Origin of the sequence: Silvibacterium bohemicum (assembly GCF_001006305.1) — a bacterium.
GTDB classification, from domain to species: domain Bacteria; phylum Acidobacteriota; class Terriglobia; order Terriglobales; family Acidobacteriaceae; genus Silvibacterium; species Silvibacterium bohemicum.
Map to the genome: position 1 here is coordinate 409,105 of NZ_LBHJ01000004.1, position 15,278 is coordinate 424,382.

A 15,278-nucleotide genomic window follows, 5' to 3' on the forward strand; every position below is an offset into this window, starting at 1 on the left:
TCCTCTCGGCGCAAAAGGACATACCATGCCAAATCTTAAAGAGCTTCGCGAGAGCCGCACCCGGCTTATCACAGAAGCACAGCAGATCGTTCTCGCTGAGAACGTCACCAATGAGCAGCGGGCCAAGTTCGACGTTATGATGAGCGATGTCGAGCAGATGGAAGCTGACATTGCCCGCATTGAGAAGGTTGAAGCGCTCGAAGCAGAAACCCGCAGCACCCAGCGTCCCCCGCGCGGCAACCCCGGTGCCAATGTTGATGGGAATGAGCGCGAGCAGCGCGATCGCATCCGCGCATCCGCCCTGCACAAGTACCTGACCGGCGCAGACCGCTCGGAGATGGAACCTGAAGAGCGTGCGATCCTGCGCGAACAGCGCGATATCACGACCGGCGGCGCGGCCACTGGGGGCGTCCTGATCGGCCAGCTTGGTCCGCTCGTGTGGGACGCGCAGAAGGCCATCGGCAGCCTGGCTGGGGAGGTCTTCAAGAAGTCGACTCCCGGCAACGCCGCGCCGTTGAAGATTTCTTCTATCAACGACTCCGGCAACACGCTCGTGACCCTGACCGAGGACACGTCGATCACGGACACCGATCCGTCCTTCGGCACGATCACTCTTCAGTCAACCGACACCATCGCCACTCTCATCACCGTGACGTGGCAGGAACTCGCGGACTTCGATGCGCAGATCGTCTCAAATCCCAGCGCAAACCTCGAAGCCTTCCTGCGCAACAAGATTGGCCTGCGCTACATGCGTGGTGTTGAAACCTACCTGATCAACGGTAACGGCAGCAACTTCGCTTCGATCGTCGCCGGTGCGACTCTCGGCGCGACGACCGCCGCCGCGACCGGCCCGGTTTACTCCGACTTTGTGGCAACGTGGGAGAACCTCGATCCGGCATACCTGCCGAACGCGAAGTGGGCGATGAACAACAAGACCCGTGGCTACCTCATGGGCCTGCTCGACGGCTTCGGTCGTCCGTTCTTCATCCCGAACCCGAACACCGGCAGCCTGGACTCGATCCTCGGCCACGAGATCGTGATCTCGCAGCCCATGGCTGCGGCCAATGTCGCGGGCGCTACCGGTGTGTTGTTCGGTGCGTATGACCAGGGCTATGTCATCAGGGATTCCGGTCCGCTCTTCGTGAAGCGCCTCGATGAGCGCTTTGCCGACAAGCTGGCGACCGGCTTCCTGGCCTACTCCCGTCTGTCTGGCACCAGCGTGGATGCGGGCACTCACCCTGTCCTGAAGATGGTCACCCACGCCTAAAACCGAGGGAGCGTCAGCGATGGCGCTCCCATCCCCCTATGAAGATTCAGATCACTCAGACTTTCACCGACCCGTCGTCGGCATCGCCGGTCTTCGCCGGACACAAATTCGAGGTCGGCGACGATCTCGGCCAACGCCTCATCCGCGAGGGCAAAGCAGTTGCTCTCGACGTTGTGCCGCAACCCGCCAAGCGTAAGCGTGAGCAAGCCACTCGATAATGCCTCTGTCCCTTCAACTCGTCACTCCGCCCGCAGCGGAGCCGGTCTCGCTTTCCCTCGCGAAGCAACATCTGCGCGTGGACTTTTCGGATGACGATGTTCTAATCGCTGCCCTCATCACGGCAGCCCGGCAGTATTGCGAAAAATACACGCATCGCGCGTTTTTCAATCAGACCTGGCTGCGGACGCTCGATTACTTTCCGCTTTGGTACAACCCGGACGGTACGGTCAATCCACGCTATCGCAGCGACTGGCCTTACTATGCCGACTTTTGGGGCCGCATCGCCATCGACCTGCCTAGGCCGCGCACCGTCAGTGTCACCTCGATCACTTACGTTGATCCAACCGGCACGACTCAGACGCTCGATCCATCCACCTATGTGGTGGACACGACGTCGATGCCAGCCCGCATTGTGCCCGCGAAGGGTTTTTATTGGCCAAGCGTGAATGTGTATCAGCCCGGCGGCGTGAAGATCACTTATGTTGCTGGAAGCTACGGTGACGGAGTAGACGTCAACACCTGCCCGCAGACCATCGTGATGGCGATGCTTCTTCTCATCGCCCACTGGTATGAGCATCGTGAAGGTTCATCGGAGTTGAACCTTAAGAATATTCCCCTTGGCGTGCAAGCCCTTCTCGATACGGAGAAGTTGCAAGTCTTCGAGTACCGGCCATGATCGCGGGCAAACTCAATCGCCGGATTCAAATCCAGCAGCAGGCTACGACGCAGGACTCGTTAGGCCAGCCGCAGCAGACATGGACAACGATCTATACCTGCTGGGCAGAGATCGATTTTCAGCGGTCGCAGCTTCTGTACGAGACGAGCGCTTTTGTCTCCAAAGTAACGCACCGGATCACCATCCGGTGGACCTCATCCGTCGTGATTCAGCCACAGATGCGCATCGTTTACACCGAAGCGACCACCGGCGTCATGCACGTCTACAACATCGAGGCGCTTTTGAATACGAATCAGCGCAATCGTGAACTCATCGCGATCTGTTACGAACTGGACGCCGCTGAATGATCGAGACCGATCTCTATTCCGTTCTGTCGAGCGCAACGCAGATTACGACCATCACCGGCACGAACATCTATCCGGTAGTGCTGCCGATCAACACGACGGCGACCGCGCTGACCTATCGCATCGTCGGCACGATCACCGATCCGACACTCGACACCTCTGGGCTGGTGAAGGCTCGTGTGCAAATCGATTGCTGGGCGGCGGACTATAACGATGCCGTCACGCTCCGCGCAGCAGTCATCTCGGTGCTCAACGGGTATGAGAATGCTGCCACCTTCGCGGCGCAACTCCTGAACCAGTCCGACAGCTTCGCGCAAGACCTCTTGCGTTACATCGCGACTGTCGAATTCTTCGTTCTATACGACCTATGAAGCGAAAAAGTGTTGTGAAACAAAAGGGTACTTGGCTGCATATTGACGAAAAGCCCGTAGCGGAAATTGCATCATTCGACCTACACGGCTCAACGATCATCCTCAGCGGTCATTCTGAATTCGGTGATCCTCCCGTTGCTGGAAATGAACTTCGTTCGATGCTCATCTCCATCCATCGCGGCGGGTGGCGTCGCCTGAAGGTTCTCGTCTCGTTGTTCTCCCAGGACATCAATGGCTGGACCTTGCATCTGGAACCACCTTCCCGTAGTTAGTCCCATCTCCGCCGGGTCCTCCGGCTAACTCTCCGCCCACCCAGGGCACAAGGAAAACGAACCATGTCTTATACAGGATCGAAGGCCCAATCGGGTCGCGGCAGTGCTCTGTCGATCGGCGGGGTAACCGGCTCGACCGGTACCGAAACCTTCACACTCGTGGGCGAAATCAAAACGTCCGGCATCAGCGGCGCACAATGGGGCACCGATGACGTAACGAACTTTCAGTCGAACGCGGATCAGGAATTCATTACCACGATCCGGAATAACGGCTCGCTTCGTCTCGACGGCAACCGCGTATCTACCGACGCTGGTCAGGTAGCGGTCGAAGCCGCATTCGCATCGGGATCGAAGTACGACTTTAAGCTGGTCCTGCCTCTCGCGCTGGGTCAGACCACTACCGGCGACACCTATACCTTCTCGGCGCTGGTCGAATCCCGCGACTTCACCGTCGATGTTTCAAAGGCCATCTCGTGGTCCGTCACGTTGAAGGTGTCCGGCCCCGTCACGCTGACGACCGGCAGCTAATCAGTTATGGGTCGCCGGTCGCTCCGGCGCTTCTTGTTCCCAAATCATAAGGAGAAATCTCCATGCCAAAGCGCAAAGTCGCGGACACTCCCGCAGACCCCACCCTCCCGACGTTTCCCATCCAGATCGATGGCACCACTTATACGTTGTGTCTGGATTTCGCCGCGCTCGCCGAGGCGGAATCCGCTCTCCAGCGGGCAGGCCATGATGTATGCATCCTGCGCCACATGCCGAGCCTGAGTTTTGAACTCGTGAAGGCATTCTTTGTCTGCGGCGTGCAGCGCTTTCACCCGGACCTCGCATTTGAGGACGCGTCCAAGCTGGTTCGTCTCGATACTGTCTGGCTGATCGCCAAGTGCATTGACATCGCGTACGCGATGGCCATGCCCGCGACGGATGAAAAACCGGGGGAAGCTCAGCCGGGCGAGTAGTCCCGGCAAAGCCTCTCACCCGCGAGGAGCAATGGCTCCGGCTCTGGTCGATTGCCCGATACGATCTGAAGCTCTCGTCGGAAGAGTTCTACTCTCTGACACCTCGCCAGCTGGACGCGCTGGTCAAGCGCCGCGAGCGCGAACTACAGACCCACGAATTTCTTGTCGCGCAGCTGACGGCGGTCACGGCGAACTTCTCGATGGCAAGACCGAAAGAGCCGTTCTCACCGAGCGACTTCATGCTGAGCGTGCCCAAGGCTGCCGCTCCCGAGCAGATGAAACGTAAGCGGCGCAAACGCACCGTCATCGCCGATGAACTCCGGCTCACGATGGCTCACTTCATGAGGACGAACATTGGCTGACGGACTCACCATCGACATCCAGGGGCTCGACCAGCTTCAACAGAGGCTGACCGAGATGGGGACCACAGCAGCCGATCGCTGCGTCCGCACCGCGCTCCGCGCCGGTGCCATCATCGAGCAGTCCGCCATCGTTGCTAGGACGCCGGTCCGGCCCGAGCTTCCATCGGGAACAGCATTGCCAATCGGCGCGATGGCCGCTGACATCGTGATCCGGAACACACGTAGCGATCAGGGAAATCTCGCCGCAATCGTCGGCCCGGATAGCCTAACCCGGCACGTGGCACTTTGGGTCACCCGAGGTCACCGCCTGATTCGAGGCGGCAGGAGCCGTATCAACAAGCGAACCGGCAAGGTCTCCGGTCCCGGCCAGCAGGTTGGCACGGTCGAGGCTCATCCCTTCGTCACCGAAGCCTGGGAGCAGTCGCGCCAGGAAGTCACATCGGCCATCATCACCACTCTCCAAACAGAGATCGATAAGGAAGCGAAGAAGCGAGGACTATGAGCACCCAAGGCGTAACAGTCAATTTAGTCCTGAACAGCGCCTCGTATTCCGCCGCGATCAAGGACGCTCAACGTCAGATCGACACGTTTGCTGGGAAGGCTCGCGGAGCCGGTCACTCGACCGTTTCTTCCATGCAGGCTAGTTCTGCTGCAATCCGCACCCTCGAAGGCGGAATGGCGAACAATGTCCGCGCGGTCGAGCGGTTCATCACCATGATTCCCGGTGTTGGAAAAGCTCTCCAGACGGCATTTCCGTTGATTGGTGGTTTGGCGTTTGCCGGTCTGCTCGTTCGCCTCGGTACTGAACTCAACGAGTTCATTCGGAAAGCGAATCAGGTCCCGCAAGCGCTCCTGAACGGCTTCCGTGAACTGAGCACGTCCAGTCTCCTCGCGAACGACGAGCTCCGCAAGACTAATGACACACTCCAGGCGCAGATCGACAAGCTATCTGGCCGTCATGAGAATACTCTTGCCCTCACGCTCGACGAGGCGCGGATCAACGCCGATAAGCTGGCTCAGAGTCTCGATCGGGATAATCAGCAGATACAGCAACTGCTCAAGTCCAATCAGGTTTCGATCCTGGGTGGCATCTTCACCAACCAGATTCCGACCGCCGCCGTATCCGGCCAGGTCAATTATTGGAACCAAGAGCTTGCGAATCTCGGGCATGCCTATAATCAGGCGGTACACAATGCAGGCGGCGACACGAATTCTCCCGCCGTGCAGCAAGCGCAGGCCGCGCTCACGCAAAGGCGGCAAGATGCGATTCGCTCGTTTCAGTCTGACTTGACTCTGCGTCGGGTTGGTGCTGGTGCCGGTGAGGAATACGCAGGAAACCAGCAGGCGAATATCAACATAGACGCTGGAGAGCTTGACCTGCTCAACAATCAGCAAGATCAGGCGAACCTTCAGACCGATAACGTCAAGCTGACCGCCCGCGAGAAGTCTATCCAGGCGTCTAAAGAGTTCGCCGACCAACAGAAGGCTCTGCAGGAACAGATCGTTCAGCAATGGCACCAACAGCTAGACGATCTGAAATCCGCAGAAGGTCTGACCCTCAGCCAAGAGGCTGATTTCTGGATCTCTCGCGCGGCGATGGCACAGCGAGGCTCGAAGTCGTACACCTCGGCACTCGACGAAGCGAACAAGGATATCGCCCAGGTACGTGCGGAGAATCGCCGTGGCGAAGATGCCTTCGCGAAGACCTCCGCCGAGCCCCTCGATACCAATGACCTTTCGGTCACGGATCGCTCCTCGATCCAGTCGTCTTCTAAGACGGCCACCGATTACCTGAAGAACTTGAACGAAGGTATCGAGCTTCAGAGGCAGAACGCCCAGGCCATCGCCGAAGCTTCACTGCAGATGGAGGTGGCAACGGGGCGTATCTCTGCCTTCGACGCCGCGAACATTCAGGCGGCACTTCACACGCAGGAATATGAGCAGTCACTCTCCCAGTTGCAGGACGCATTGGGCAACGTTGCGAACGACCCCGGCCTTTCGCAACTCGATAAGAATGCGCAGAGCGCGGCGCTCAACAATCAGATCGCCGCACTGAACGGCCAGCGCAGCACCCAGGTGCTCCAGGATCAGCAAGCGACCAGTGCCAATACGGTCACCGGCTCCATGAGTATGGCTATCAATCAGATGGTCCAGGCCTGGACGAATGCCTCACAGCAGATCACGGGATTCTTCTCGAACTCGGTGGGGACACTTAACGACACGCTGGTCAACGTGCTCACGACTCGTGATCGGGGCGGCAACACAGCCCGTAGGCAATTTGAAGCGGCTGGACATTCGGTCTTTACCGACCTCACCCGTCGCGGATTGCAAGCAACGGAGGGATCGCTCTTCTCGTCGCTCGGCTTCGGTTCGCAGAAGGCCGATGGCAGTTCTGCAAATCCCTTCTACGTCCGCATCGCTAGTGGCGCGGGCGGAGCTATATCCGGTGCTGCCGGTGAAATCGGAGGCTTCGTGCGCGGCATCTTCGGCGGTGGAACAGCCCCGAGCATGACATCACAAGCGCTGAGCACGACCTCATCCGCCGTTAGCTCCGTCCTCGACTCCATTCCGCTGCAGGGCTTCTTCGCTGCTGGTGGCGATGTTGTGGCCAATCGACCAGCCATGATCGGTGAGGCAGGCCCCGAAGTCTTCTGGCCGCACTCTGCAGGCACGATCATACCCAACAACCAACTCGGTGGATCGACGAATCACAACATAAGCATCGACGCTCGCGGATCAACCGATCCAGCGGCAACCGAAGCGGCGGTACATCGTGCGATGAGCCGTTACTTACCCTCAAGCGTCGCCGCCTCCGTCGCTGCGGTACAAGATCGAAACCGTCGAGTTCCACTCTCCACTAGGTAATGTAACCGAGCGTATTTCGCGCATCCCGCCTCCCGGCGATAAGCAACAGGAACACCTCCCTCCATGAAAAAGCTCCTCCAACTCTTCGCATTCGTGTGTCTGTGCATCGCTCCCCTGATGGCTCAGGCCCCTGCCGGTTATGTCACCGTCAACGGTTCACACCTCACCGACTCCAGCGGGAACCCCGTCGTGAACGGAACGATTTCCTTCGCTCCGGTAACCTCTGCTGGGGCTGCCGCTTCCTTCAGGGTCAACGGAAACGGTCAGGCGATATCGTCTCCTGTATCCGCCACCGTTACAAATGGTGCGTTCAGTCTCAATCTGGCGGACACCAATCTGACTGCTCCGCAGAATGTCTGCTTCGCGGTGACCGTCGTTGATAACGTATCGGGAAACCAGCTTCTCGGTCCTGGATATGGATGTGTGCAGCCCTCTGCCAACACCACGACATCTGCATGGTGCGCGTCCGGTGTCTGCGACTTCGACCAGTATCAGCCGAACCTCGCGGCGCAAACCTTGATTCAGACCGGCCCAGCAGGTCAGGCTCCGACGATTACTGTCGGCACCGTCACAGTGGGAACTACCGCTGATGATGCAGTTGTCGCTTTGGTGCAGACGAGCGCCACACAGTTCACGCGCAACTACCAGATGAACATCACCCTGCCTCTCGCTCCCTCGGCAACGGATACGACCAAGGTTCCTCTGGCGGGCGGCACGATGACAGGAAACCTGAATGTGCCTTCGGTGAACAACTTGCCATCCACTGAATACAAAACAGTCAGCGACAACCCCGGTCAATTGCAGAACCTGTGGCGCTACCTGCACTCAGCCCAGGTGTACCAAGGTGACTATCCGTCCGCAGGTATGGATGTCATCATTCAAGGCGACTCGCTATGGCGTGGAGATCAGGCGAACAGTGTCGCTCAGGGAAGTTGCAGCCCCGCTAACATTGCAGTGCCTCAGTATTCTCAGAACCGGCAGGCGGAACAGATTCGCATCGCCCTGCAAGCGCAATATGGTTATGGTGGCACAGGTCTACAGCCGGTTTTCGCACAAGCGTTGTCTTGCGCCATTCCCGACCCCGAACTTTACACGATCACCGGAACGACCGCGCAGAGTACGATCCTTGGTCCGCAGTTTTCCTCTCCTTCAGGATCGAGCGCAGCCAGTTTGCTCCAAATGAGCGCGGGGCAAGTCTTGACGTGGAATGCGGGAGGTCTACCTTACACGATTGCGCGTGTGTATTGCGGCGACACCACATCCTCCGGAGCGTTGAGCATTGCGATCGACGGAGTTGCTTCCGGTACGGCATGTGGCGCTTCGAACTCCACTCCGATTGCTCGTGTTGCAACATCAACGCCTATCGCGGCGTACACGAATCACACTCTCACGCTGACCTGCACGACTGCTCCTTGCTACGTCTACGGCATCGAAGGCCGCCCATCAACGGGCGGTGGCGTGGCTGGCGTGCGTGTCCACAACCTTGCCACAGGTGGCGCACCGTCGCAGTGGTTTGCTGGACACAACGATTTCGAGAGCCTGATCAACAACGGATTCACGACGACCGGAAGCGCTCAGCTTGTCATCTATGCGATGGGCACAAACGATGTGGGTTTGGGATACTCGCTTGCGCAATATGAGGCCAATGTCCAATCGACCTTCAGCTACGAGCTTGCGAAGGGCAACTGCGGATCGGCTTGCGCTCCTGTAGTGCTCGCCTATCGTCCGGGACTCGATGTTATCGCCAGCCAGCCTGAGTTTGCCTATCTCACGTCCTATGCGAAATCTCTAAACCTGCCTGTGGTGGATCAGACAAACCGTTGGGGAACTTCCTGCACTACGGGATGCTGGTGGTTGGGTAACGACAACATCCACATGAATGACGGCGGCAATCTTGACTCGGCGCACACGATCCTGAACGCGCTAACCGATGTGATGCACGGACAACCTATCAATCCAACGTTCGGAGATACCGGATTGAATCCCGGAGTGGTCGGCGTTACCTCCCCTGCCGTAAGCGGCTTCATTGGACCACCGGGATACGTTTGGAATCAGGTTCCAGGCATTCCGTCACAGAAAGGTTTCTACGGATGGCAGACGGGCAACGGACTGAATCTCGCTGGCACCATTGGCCTGTCAGACCCTCACTACTCGGGTGTCGTATTCGGTGCGAATAGTCGTAACGACTTCTGCGTCCATACGCCAGCTTCGGGTGGCGATTTCCTGAACTGCCTCGATGCTCACTTTCGAGTGCGCATGAATACCGGAGAAGTGGACACAATCCTAAGCGTTCTGGACGACGGCAACGGAAACATGGGCGTCGCTGGAGTCATCACACCGAACGGTGGGGTCTCTGGGCCTGCCACCGCGCCATCAGGAGCGTGCCCGACAAGTGGTGCTTGGGTCTTTTCGAAGGACGGCCACGCAACCTTCTGCAATGCAGGGACGTGGGTGACCAAGATTTAGTCTCTATCCCCATCACCCTCTGATCCACCGACCACGCAGCCGCTCCGGCCATCCGTAAGGACCACTTCAACATGAGCATTTCTTCGATCACTGTCGGATCGAGCACGGTCAACCTCGTCTCGATGCCGACTAAACCCGGTTTCCGCGATATCACGTTCGAGGTCAACGACACGGTCGCGACTGTTCGCTCTCCCTTCACGGGGACAACGCAAACGCAGTCGTGGCCGGGCGCGGATTGGTGGTCGGCTACCGCGACGCTTCCGCCGCTTACAAGGACGCAGGCCGCGTAGTGGACTTCCATGCTCATGGAGCTTCGCGGTATGTCAAACGCTGTGATGGTCGGTGATCCGCTGTACGTCACGCCGCAAGGTAATCCGTCTGGCACTCCGGTCGCGAATACGGACGGCGGCACCGGCTTCAACACCGCAGGCACAACAACTCTCTACACACGCGGCTGGACGCCGAATCGCTTTCGCCTTCTCCTGCCTGGCGATGCGATCCAGGTCGGATTTCGGCTTCATCGAGTTCTTGACCAGGTCAACTCTGACGGCGCTGGCGATGCTGCTATCAGCATCTGGCCTAGTTTGCGTGAGACCCCGGCGGATGCCTCACAGATCATCCTCAAGAATCCGCAAGGCCTATTCAGGCTCGCGAACAACAAGCGGACATGGTCGATCAGCAATGCTCTCCACACGACCATGTCGATCCAGTTCGTGGAGTACCGATAGATGCCCCGCAACGTAGACACGCTCAATCAAGCTCAACTGGTCAGCAATCAGGTAAGCATCGCTTTCCTGCTTCAGATCACGTTCAAGTCGCAGACGGTGTACGTCTCCTCGACACCATTCAATCTCGCTTGGAACGGTCAGACGTGGCTAGGTGTCGGTGATCTAGCGAGCCTGAGCACGGTCAACGAGGGAACGGACATTCAAGCTTATGGAACATCGGTAACCCTCTCAGGTATCGATCCAAACCTGCTTAAAGAATCACTCACCGACATTCAACTCGGCGCGACAGCTAACCTCTATCTGGCATTCCTCGACCCGAACAACAACATCATCGGCACACCTACCTGCATGTTCGGAGGCTGGGTGGATCAGCCGAGCATAACTCCCGGTGTGGACTCAATCACCATCTCCCTGGCGCTCGAAAGTTCGATGATTAACCTCCAGCGCGGTCAGATGCGGCGACTCACCAATGCGGACCAACAGATTGATTTCCCGACCGACATCAGCATGATTTGGGTGCCGCAACTGAACTTCCTGGCCCTGAAGTGGGGCACCTCGTAATGGTAAATATCAAACGTATCGGATCAGACAAAGACAACCACTGGCATACCCGCCTGTACCATCCCTGGCTGATGGAAGTAGCGAACAAACCTTTTAAGTGGGGCGAGTGGGACTGCTGTCTCGCCGCTGCCGATGGGATCAAGGTTCAAACCGGGGTCGATATCGCCGCCGACTTCCGTGGAAAGTACACCGACCAAGCTTCTGCGTTCGCGACGATCAAAGCGATCACAGGTGGATCGACGGTAGCCGACGCCGCCGCGTACTGCGCGAATAAGTTCGGCCTTAGCGAGTGGAAGTATCCCCTCATGGCGCAGCGCGGTGACCTCGTCGTAGTGGAGGACGCGGGCAATCTTGTCGCTGGTCTCGTACATCTCAACGGTCGCCATGTTGTCGTCGTCGCCGAGGACGGCCTGCACCGTGTCTCAATCTCTAAAGTAAAACGCGCCTGGAGGGTAGCTTAGTGAGCCGTGCGATCGAAGGAGCGGTTCTTCTCGGTGGCGCGGCGGCGCTCGGCACCGCTGCGTTTTTCGACCCGGCCCTCGTCGGGTCGCCACTATTCGACAAAGCGATTGCCTCGCTCGCGCTTGGTGGAATCAGTATGGAGGCCGGTGCCATTGCGACCGCTCTACTTGGGAACCAAGGCAATGCGGTCACAGTTAGACAGCCAGCCGCATACCGTCCCATCGTCTACGGAACCCGGCAGGTAGGCGGATCGATGATTTATCTGTCGACCACCGGGAGTCACCACGATCAATTCAACTTTGTCATTGTGCTCGCAGCGCATGAAGTAAATGCGATCCAGAGTCTGTACCTCGATGGTCGCAAGGTCTTCTGGGAGGTTGGCAGTAATGCGAATACAACTCGCAACGGTATCAACTTTGGAGGCCAAGCCAACAGCAATACGTATGTCGGCCCCGATGGCTCGCACTACAACTTCGGCGGTCTAGTCTTTTGCGAGGCTCGTTTCGGTGACCAGGTAGAAGGTGATGTCATCGCATCCTTGACAGCAAACGATCCAACCTGGGCCGCCTCGTCGAACGGATCGCCTTGGGTAGGTGGCTGCTGCTACGTCTACCTCAAGATCGAATACGACGCGAACATGTTCCCGCAACAGCCGCAGATTCGGTTTGTGGTTCAGGGAAAGAATGACATCCTCGACCCGCGTACCGGCACAACCGGTTTCACCGATAACTGGGCTCTATGCGTTGCTGACGTACTCCAGAATCCTATCTGGGGATTGGGAGCGGCGGCCTCCGAGATCAACACCGATCAGTTGATCGGTGCGGCTAACGTTTGCGACGAACAGATACCACTCGCGAACCCAGCCACCGAGGGTGGCGCGACGGAGTCACAGTGGACCTGTAATTGGACCGGAGACACCAGTTCTTCGCCGGGCGACATCCTCGCTCAGATGATGCCCGCCGCTGCGGGCCGGATATCGAGAGTCGGTGGACAGTATTACATTTGGCCAGCCTACTTCCAGGGACCTTCATTCACATTCGATCAGTCAGCACTGACCGGCACACCGCAACTATCGCCGAACAGGAGCATCCGCGACCTGTACAACCGCGTGAAGGGCACCTATGTGGCTCCGTGGTTTCCCTATTCGGTTGCTGGCAACCTATACGACTCGAACGGATTCTTTGACGGCTCAACTGCGAACCTTTTCAACCTCGCGTGGCAGCCTACGGATTATCCCTACTATGCGCAAGACGCATTGCACGGATTCACGTCCGATGCGTTCCTCGCTGAGGATGGCGGTCGCACTCTCTACAAGGACCTGAACCAGCAAGCGTGCATTTCGGTCGCGACTGCACAACGGGCGGCCAAGGTTGACTTGATGCGGAACCGCTTCCAGCAAACGGCCACGCTGCCGATGACGCTGGCTGCGTACCGGATGATGCCGACCGATGTCATGACCTTCACCTTCGCGGGCATCGGGTGGGACAACCAGATGCTCGAGGTCAATAAGGCTGGTTTGAGCGTGACTACACAGGACGGCACGCCTTCCTTGGGCACGTCCATTACGGTTAACCAGACCGATCCTTCGATCTACGAATGGTCAGTGACCGAGGAGCAGACGATCGATGATGTACCTGCGTTGACTCTGATTCCTCCGTACACTGTCGACCCTCCGACCAATCTTACCCTGAGCCATCAGAGCGTGAGCTTTGGACTCGGCGCATCGGGTTCCGGCATTCTCGTGTCCTGGACGCCATCAGACGATGCCTTCGTCGTTTCGACTGCGATTCAGTACATGGTGAGCGGCGGGACTACCTGGATCAGCGCTGGCTCTGTGCCGCAGACCAATACACAATCCGGTATCGCTCCACTGGGCAGCGGTACTTACAACGTCGAAATTTATGCGGTACGGGCGAATGGCGCTACATCCCCGACCGTCGAAGCTTCGATCACTTTCTAAAAATGGCTGGGTATACCGGCCCACGACTCCACCATTCGACTCCAAGGAACATACCCATGCCACCTGACATCGCCGAACTCATCCTCTCCGAAATTCGATCTCTCCGCGAACGATTCGACGAGTTCTCCATCTCCTCTGAAAACCGTATCTCGACGCTTGAGTCGCAGATGTACTCAGTTTTGGGTAATGGGCAACCAGGCCGACTGACAAAGGTCGAATCCGACGTGAAGCGTCTTGACCGATGGAAGTATTGGGTGCTCGGTTCTGGTGCTGGAATCAGCACGGTTGTCGCAGTGGTTTGGGAGTTGTTCAAGCAGACGCATTCGTAACAACGGAAAAACACATCACACGGCGCTGTCTCTTCGGGGATAGCGCCGTTTCTCTTTTCGCGGCATGCGTGTACGGAAACGGCTACTTAGCTGCCTTCTTTTCCGCTGCCCAACGTTTCTTTTGAGCATCAGCAATCCTCTTGCGAGCTTCAGGGCTCAAAGTCCGTTTCTTCTTCGCAGCGGCTAGTCCATTGCCTGTTCCATGGCCGAGTTTGGTGAGCTCTGACGACCTCGAACTACCGCCAATCAGGTTCCTTGCTTGCTGAAGCCGAGCGATTTCCTCATCGATCGCCGCAAGTATCTCTGTAGTTTGCATTAAATTCTCCTACCCCAAGAGTACCCCATGTCTAATCTCAAGATTGCTATAGACTTCGTTTTGAAGCAGGAAGATTCGCGCCTCCTCGGGAATATAACCACCATCCCCGGCGACCGTGGTGGCCCAACCCGCTTCGGACTCGCCTCCGCGTCTCATCCAGAATTAATTGCTCAGGGCTACTATGACCCGGCAAAGGTGAACCGTGATGCCGCGCTCGCTATTGCGGAGCAGGTATATGAGAAAACCTATGCGACTCCGATGCGGATCGCCGACATCAACGATCAGGCGCTGGCGACCGCCGTGCTGTCGTTAGGAGTAAACGCTTGGATCGTGAAGCCGATCAAGCTTCTGCAACAGGCCGTGACAAAGCTGGGCAAGCCTATCGTGGTTGACGGGCATGTTGGCCTGGTCACGCTTCAGGCGGTTAACGACCTGAATCCGACTCTGCTGCTCAATCAGTTCTGTGTAGAGGTGGGGCAGTATTACAGGGATCTCGTGGCCGCAATGCCCTCCGATCAGCGGTTTTTGAAGGGGTGGCTCAATCGTGTGGATGCGTGGCTTGGGGTCAACACCACAGACACAGCAAGGCCGTCTCTTCGAAGAGACGGCCTTGCTGCTGAGATGTCTAGGGAGACACATGACAGGCATGTCCGGTGCTTGCCTTAAGCTCCCTCTCCGACAACACACTCTCGACGTGCAGTGTGCTACTGTTTATTCGCAACCCGTAACAGTAGGTGTCTAGAGGACCAGAGTCCCCAAGGTATGTCTCCCCACCCACTGCCAGTAACATGCTGCTATCCCTCCAAGAAACCAGCGTCGGCAGATAGAACTGGACATGCTTACCTTTCCCCAGCCGTTCTGCCAGCGTCTCAGTGACCGTTTTGTCGAGGTCGTCTGAGGCGGGTTCGCTCGTCTGTGCAGGAGATCCTGGCACGGGAAAGAGCAGTAACCTGTTCGTCCCGCTCAAGGGCTGGTTGACTACAAGGACATGCTTGCTATCGGGACTCCAGAACACCTCCGCGCTCCGCTGAAGCGTAAAGAGCGGCCACGATTTCGACTCTCCACACTTGCGGATAGTGACAGGCGACCTGTTTTCATCCGCATCCAGAACGGGATGGACC

General features: G+C 57.7%; 20 protein-coding genes. 19 read left to right on the forward strand and 1 reads right to left on the reverse strand.

All coding sequences use genetic code 11. The annotated features are described in order from the left end of the window. The first annotated feature begins 25 nt into the window (after positions 1 to 25). From XX99_RS12375 to XX99_RS12455, 18 genes are all read left to right on the forward strand, one after another. A complete protein-coding gene (locus XX99_RS12375; protein WP_156185957.1) occupies positions 26 to 1,267 on the forward strand; it encodes a phage major capsid protein in 1,242 nt (413 codons plus the stop codon). Positions 1,268 to 1,305: 38 nt separating this feature from the next. Further along, positions 1,306 to 1,485 carry a DUF7302 family protein gene (locus XX99_RS12380; protein ID WP_050059698.1) on the forward strand — a complete coding sequence of 60 codons (180 nt, stop codon included), beginning with the start codon at positions 1,306 to 1,308 and terminating at the stop codon, positions 1,483 to 1,485. Beyond that, entirely contained in the window at positions 1,485 to 2,162 is a 678-nt protein-coding gene (locus XX99_RS12385) for a head-tail connector protein (protein WP_050059699.1), read from the forward strand. The genes XX99_RS12380 and XX99_RS12385 overlap by 1 nt, the downstream gene beginning before the upstream one ends. Continuing rightward, positions 2,159 to 2,509, forward strand: a complete 351-nt coding sequence (locus tag XX99_RS12390; protein ID WP_050059700.1) for a phage head closure protein — start codon at positions 2,159 to 2,161, stop codon at positions 2,507 to 2,509. Before XX99_RS12385 ends, XX99_RS12390 begins: the two co-directional genes overlap by 4 nt. Next, a complete protein-coding gene (gene gp17 / locus XX99_RS12395) occupies positions 2,506 to 2,877 on the forward strand; it encodes a tail completion protein gp17 (RefSeq protein WP_050059701.1) in 372 nt (123 codons plus the stop codon). Before XX99_RS12390 ends, gp17 begins: the two co-directional genes overlap by 4 nt. A 14-nt stretch (positions 2,878 to 2,891) precedes the next feature. Next, positions 2,892 to 3,149 (forward strand): hypothetical protein, encoded by a 258-nt coding sequence (locus XX99_RS27235; RefSeq protein ID WP_156185958.1) that lies wholly within the window; start codon positions 2,892 to 2,894, stop codon positions 3,147 to 3,149. A gap of 63 nt (positions 3,150 to 3,212) precedes the next feature. After that, complete coding sequence (locus XX99_RS12405; protein ID WP_050059703.1) at positions 3,213 to 3,677, forward strand: phage tail protein; 465 nt, start codon at positions 3,213 to 3,215, stop codon at positions 3,675 to 3,677. Between the two features lie 62 nt (positions 3,678 to 3,739). Beyond that, positions 3,740 to 4,108: a hypothetical protein gene (locus XX99_RS12410; RefSeq protein ID WP_050059704.1), complete on the forward strand. Its 369-nt coding sequence runs from the start codon at positions 3,740 to 3,742 to the stop codon at positions 4,106 to 4,108. Positions 4,109 to 4,308: 200 nt separating this feature from the next. Then, positions 4,309 to 4,470, forward strand: coding sequence for a hypothetical protein (locus tag XX99_RS27240; protein WP_156185959.1), 162 nt, complete (start codon positions 4,309 to 4,311; stop codon positions 4,468 to 4,470). After that, positions 4,463 to 4,972 (forward strand): HK97-gp10 family putative phage morphogenesis protein, encoded by a 510-nt coding sequence (locus XX99_RS12415; RefSeq protein WP_050059705.1) that lies wholly within the window; start codon positions 4,463 to 4,465, stop codon positions 4,970 to 4,972. The genes XX99_RS27240 and XX99_RS12415 overlap by 8 nt, the downstream gene beginning before the upstream one ends. Next, positions 4,969 to 7,335, forward strand: a complete 2,367-nt coding sequence (locus tag XX99_RS12420) for a coiled-coil domain-containing protein (protein ID WP_050059706.1) — start codon at positions 4,969 to 4,971, stop codon at positions 7,333 to 7,335. Before XX99_RS12415 ends, XX99_RS12420 begins: the two co-directional genes overlap by 4 nt. A 63-nt stretch (positions 7,336 to 7,398) precedes the next feature. Beyond that, a complete protein-coding gene (locus tag XX99_RS12425) occupies positions 7,399 to 9,801 on the forward strand; it encodes an SGNH/GDSL hydrolase family protein (RefSeq protein WP_050059707.1) in 2,403 nt (800 codons plus the stop codon). 71 nt (positions 9,802 to 9,872) lie between these two features. Next, the gene (locus tag XX99_RS12430) at positions 9,873 to 10,091 is read left to right on the forward strand and encodes a hypothetical protein (RefSeq protein WP_050059708.1); all 219 of its coding nucleotides are present in this window, start codon (positions 9,873 to 9,875) and stop codon (positions 10,089 to 10,091) included. Positions 10,092 to 10,121: 30 nt separating this feature from the next. After that, positions 10,122 to 10,529, forward strand: a complete 408-nt coding sequence (locus XX99_RS12435; protein ID WP_050059709.1) for a hypothetical protein — start codon at positions 10,122 to 10,124, stop codon at positions 10,527 to 10,529. Further along, positions 10,530 to 11,090 (forward strand): hypothetical protein, encoded by a 561-nt coding sequence (locus XX99_RS12440; RefSeq protein WP_050059710.1) that lies wholly within the window; start codon positions 10,530 to 10,532, stop codon positions 11,088 to 11,090. Next, entirely contained in the window at positions 11,090 to 11,551 is a 462-nt protein-coding gene (locus XX99_RS12445) for a DUF6950 family protein (protein WP_050059711.1), read from the forward strand. Before XX99_RS12440 ends, XX99_RS12445 begins: the two co-directional genes overlap by 1 nt. Then, positions 11,551 to 13,512: a phage tail protein gene (locus tag XX99_RS12450; protein WP_050059712.1), complete on the forward strand. Its 1,962-nt coding sequence runs from the start codon at positions 11,551 to 11,553 to the stop codon at positions 13,510 to 13,512. Before XX99_RS12445 ends, XX99_RS12450 begins: the two co-directional genes overlap by 1 nt. Before the next feature lie 56 nt (positions 13,513 to 13,568). Next, on the forward strand, positions 13,569 to 13,841 hold the full coding sequence (locus tag XX99_RS12455) for a hypothetical protein (protein WP_050059713.1): 273 nt from the start codon (positions 13,569 to 13,571) through the stop codon (positions 13,839 to 13,841). 82 nt (positions 13,842 to 13,923) lie between these two features. Here XX99_RS12455 and XX99_RS12460 read toward each other — a convergent pair whose 3' ends face one another. Next, positions 13,924 to 14,157 (reverse strand): hypothetical protein, encoded by a 234-nt coding sequence (locus XX99_RS12460; RefSeq protein ID WP_050059714.1) that lies wholly within the window; start codon positions 14,155 to 14,157, stop codon positions 13,924 to 13,926. Between the two features lie 27 nt (positions 14,158 to 14,184). On the opposite strand from XX99_RS12460, the gene XX99_RS12465 reads away from it, so the two are divergent. Continuing rightward, positions 14,185 to 14,823, forward strand: coding sequence for a putative peptidoglycan-binding domain-containing protein (locus XX99_RS12465; RefSeq protein ID WP_050059715.1), 639 nt, complete (start codon positions 14,185 to 14,187; stop codon positions 14,821 to 14,823). Positions 14,824 to 15,278: the final 455 nt, after the last annotated feature.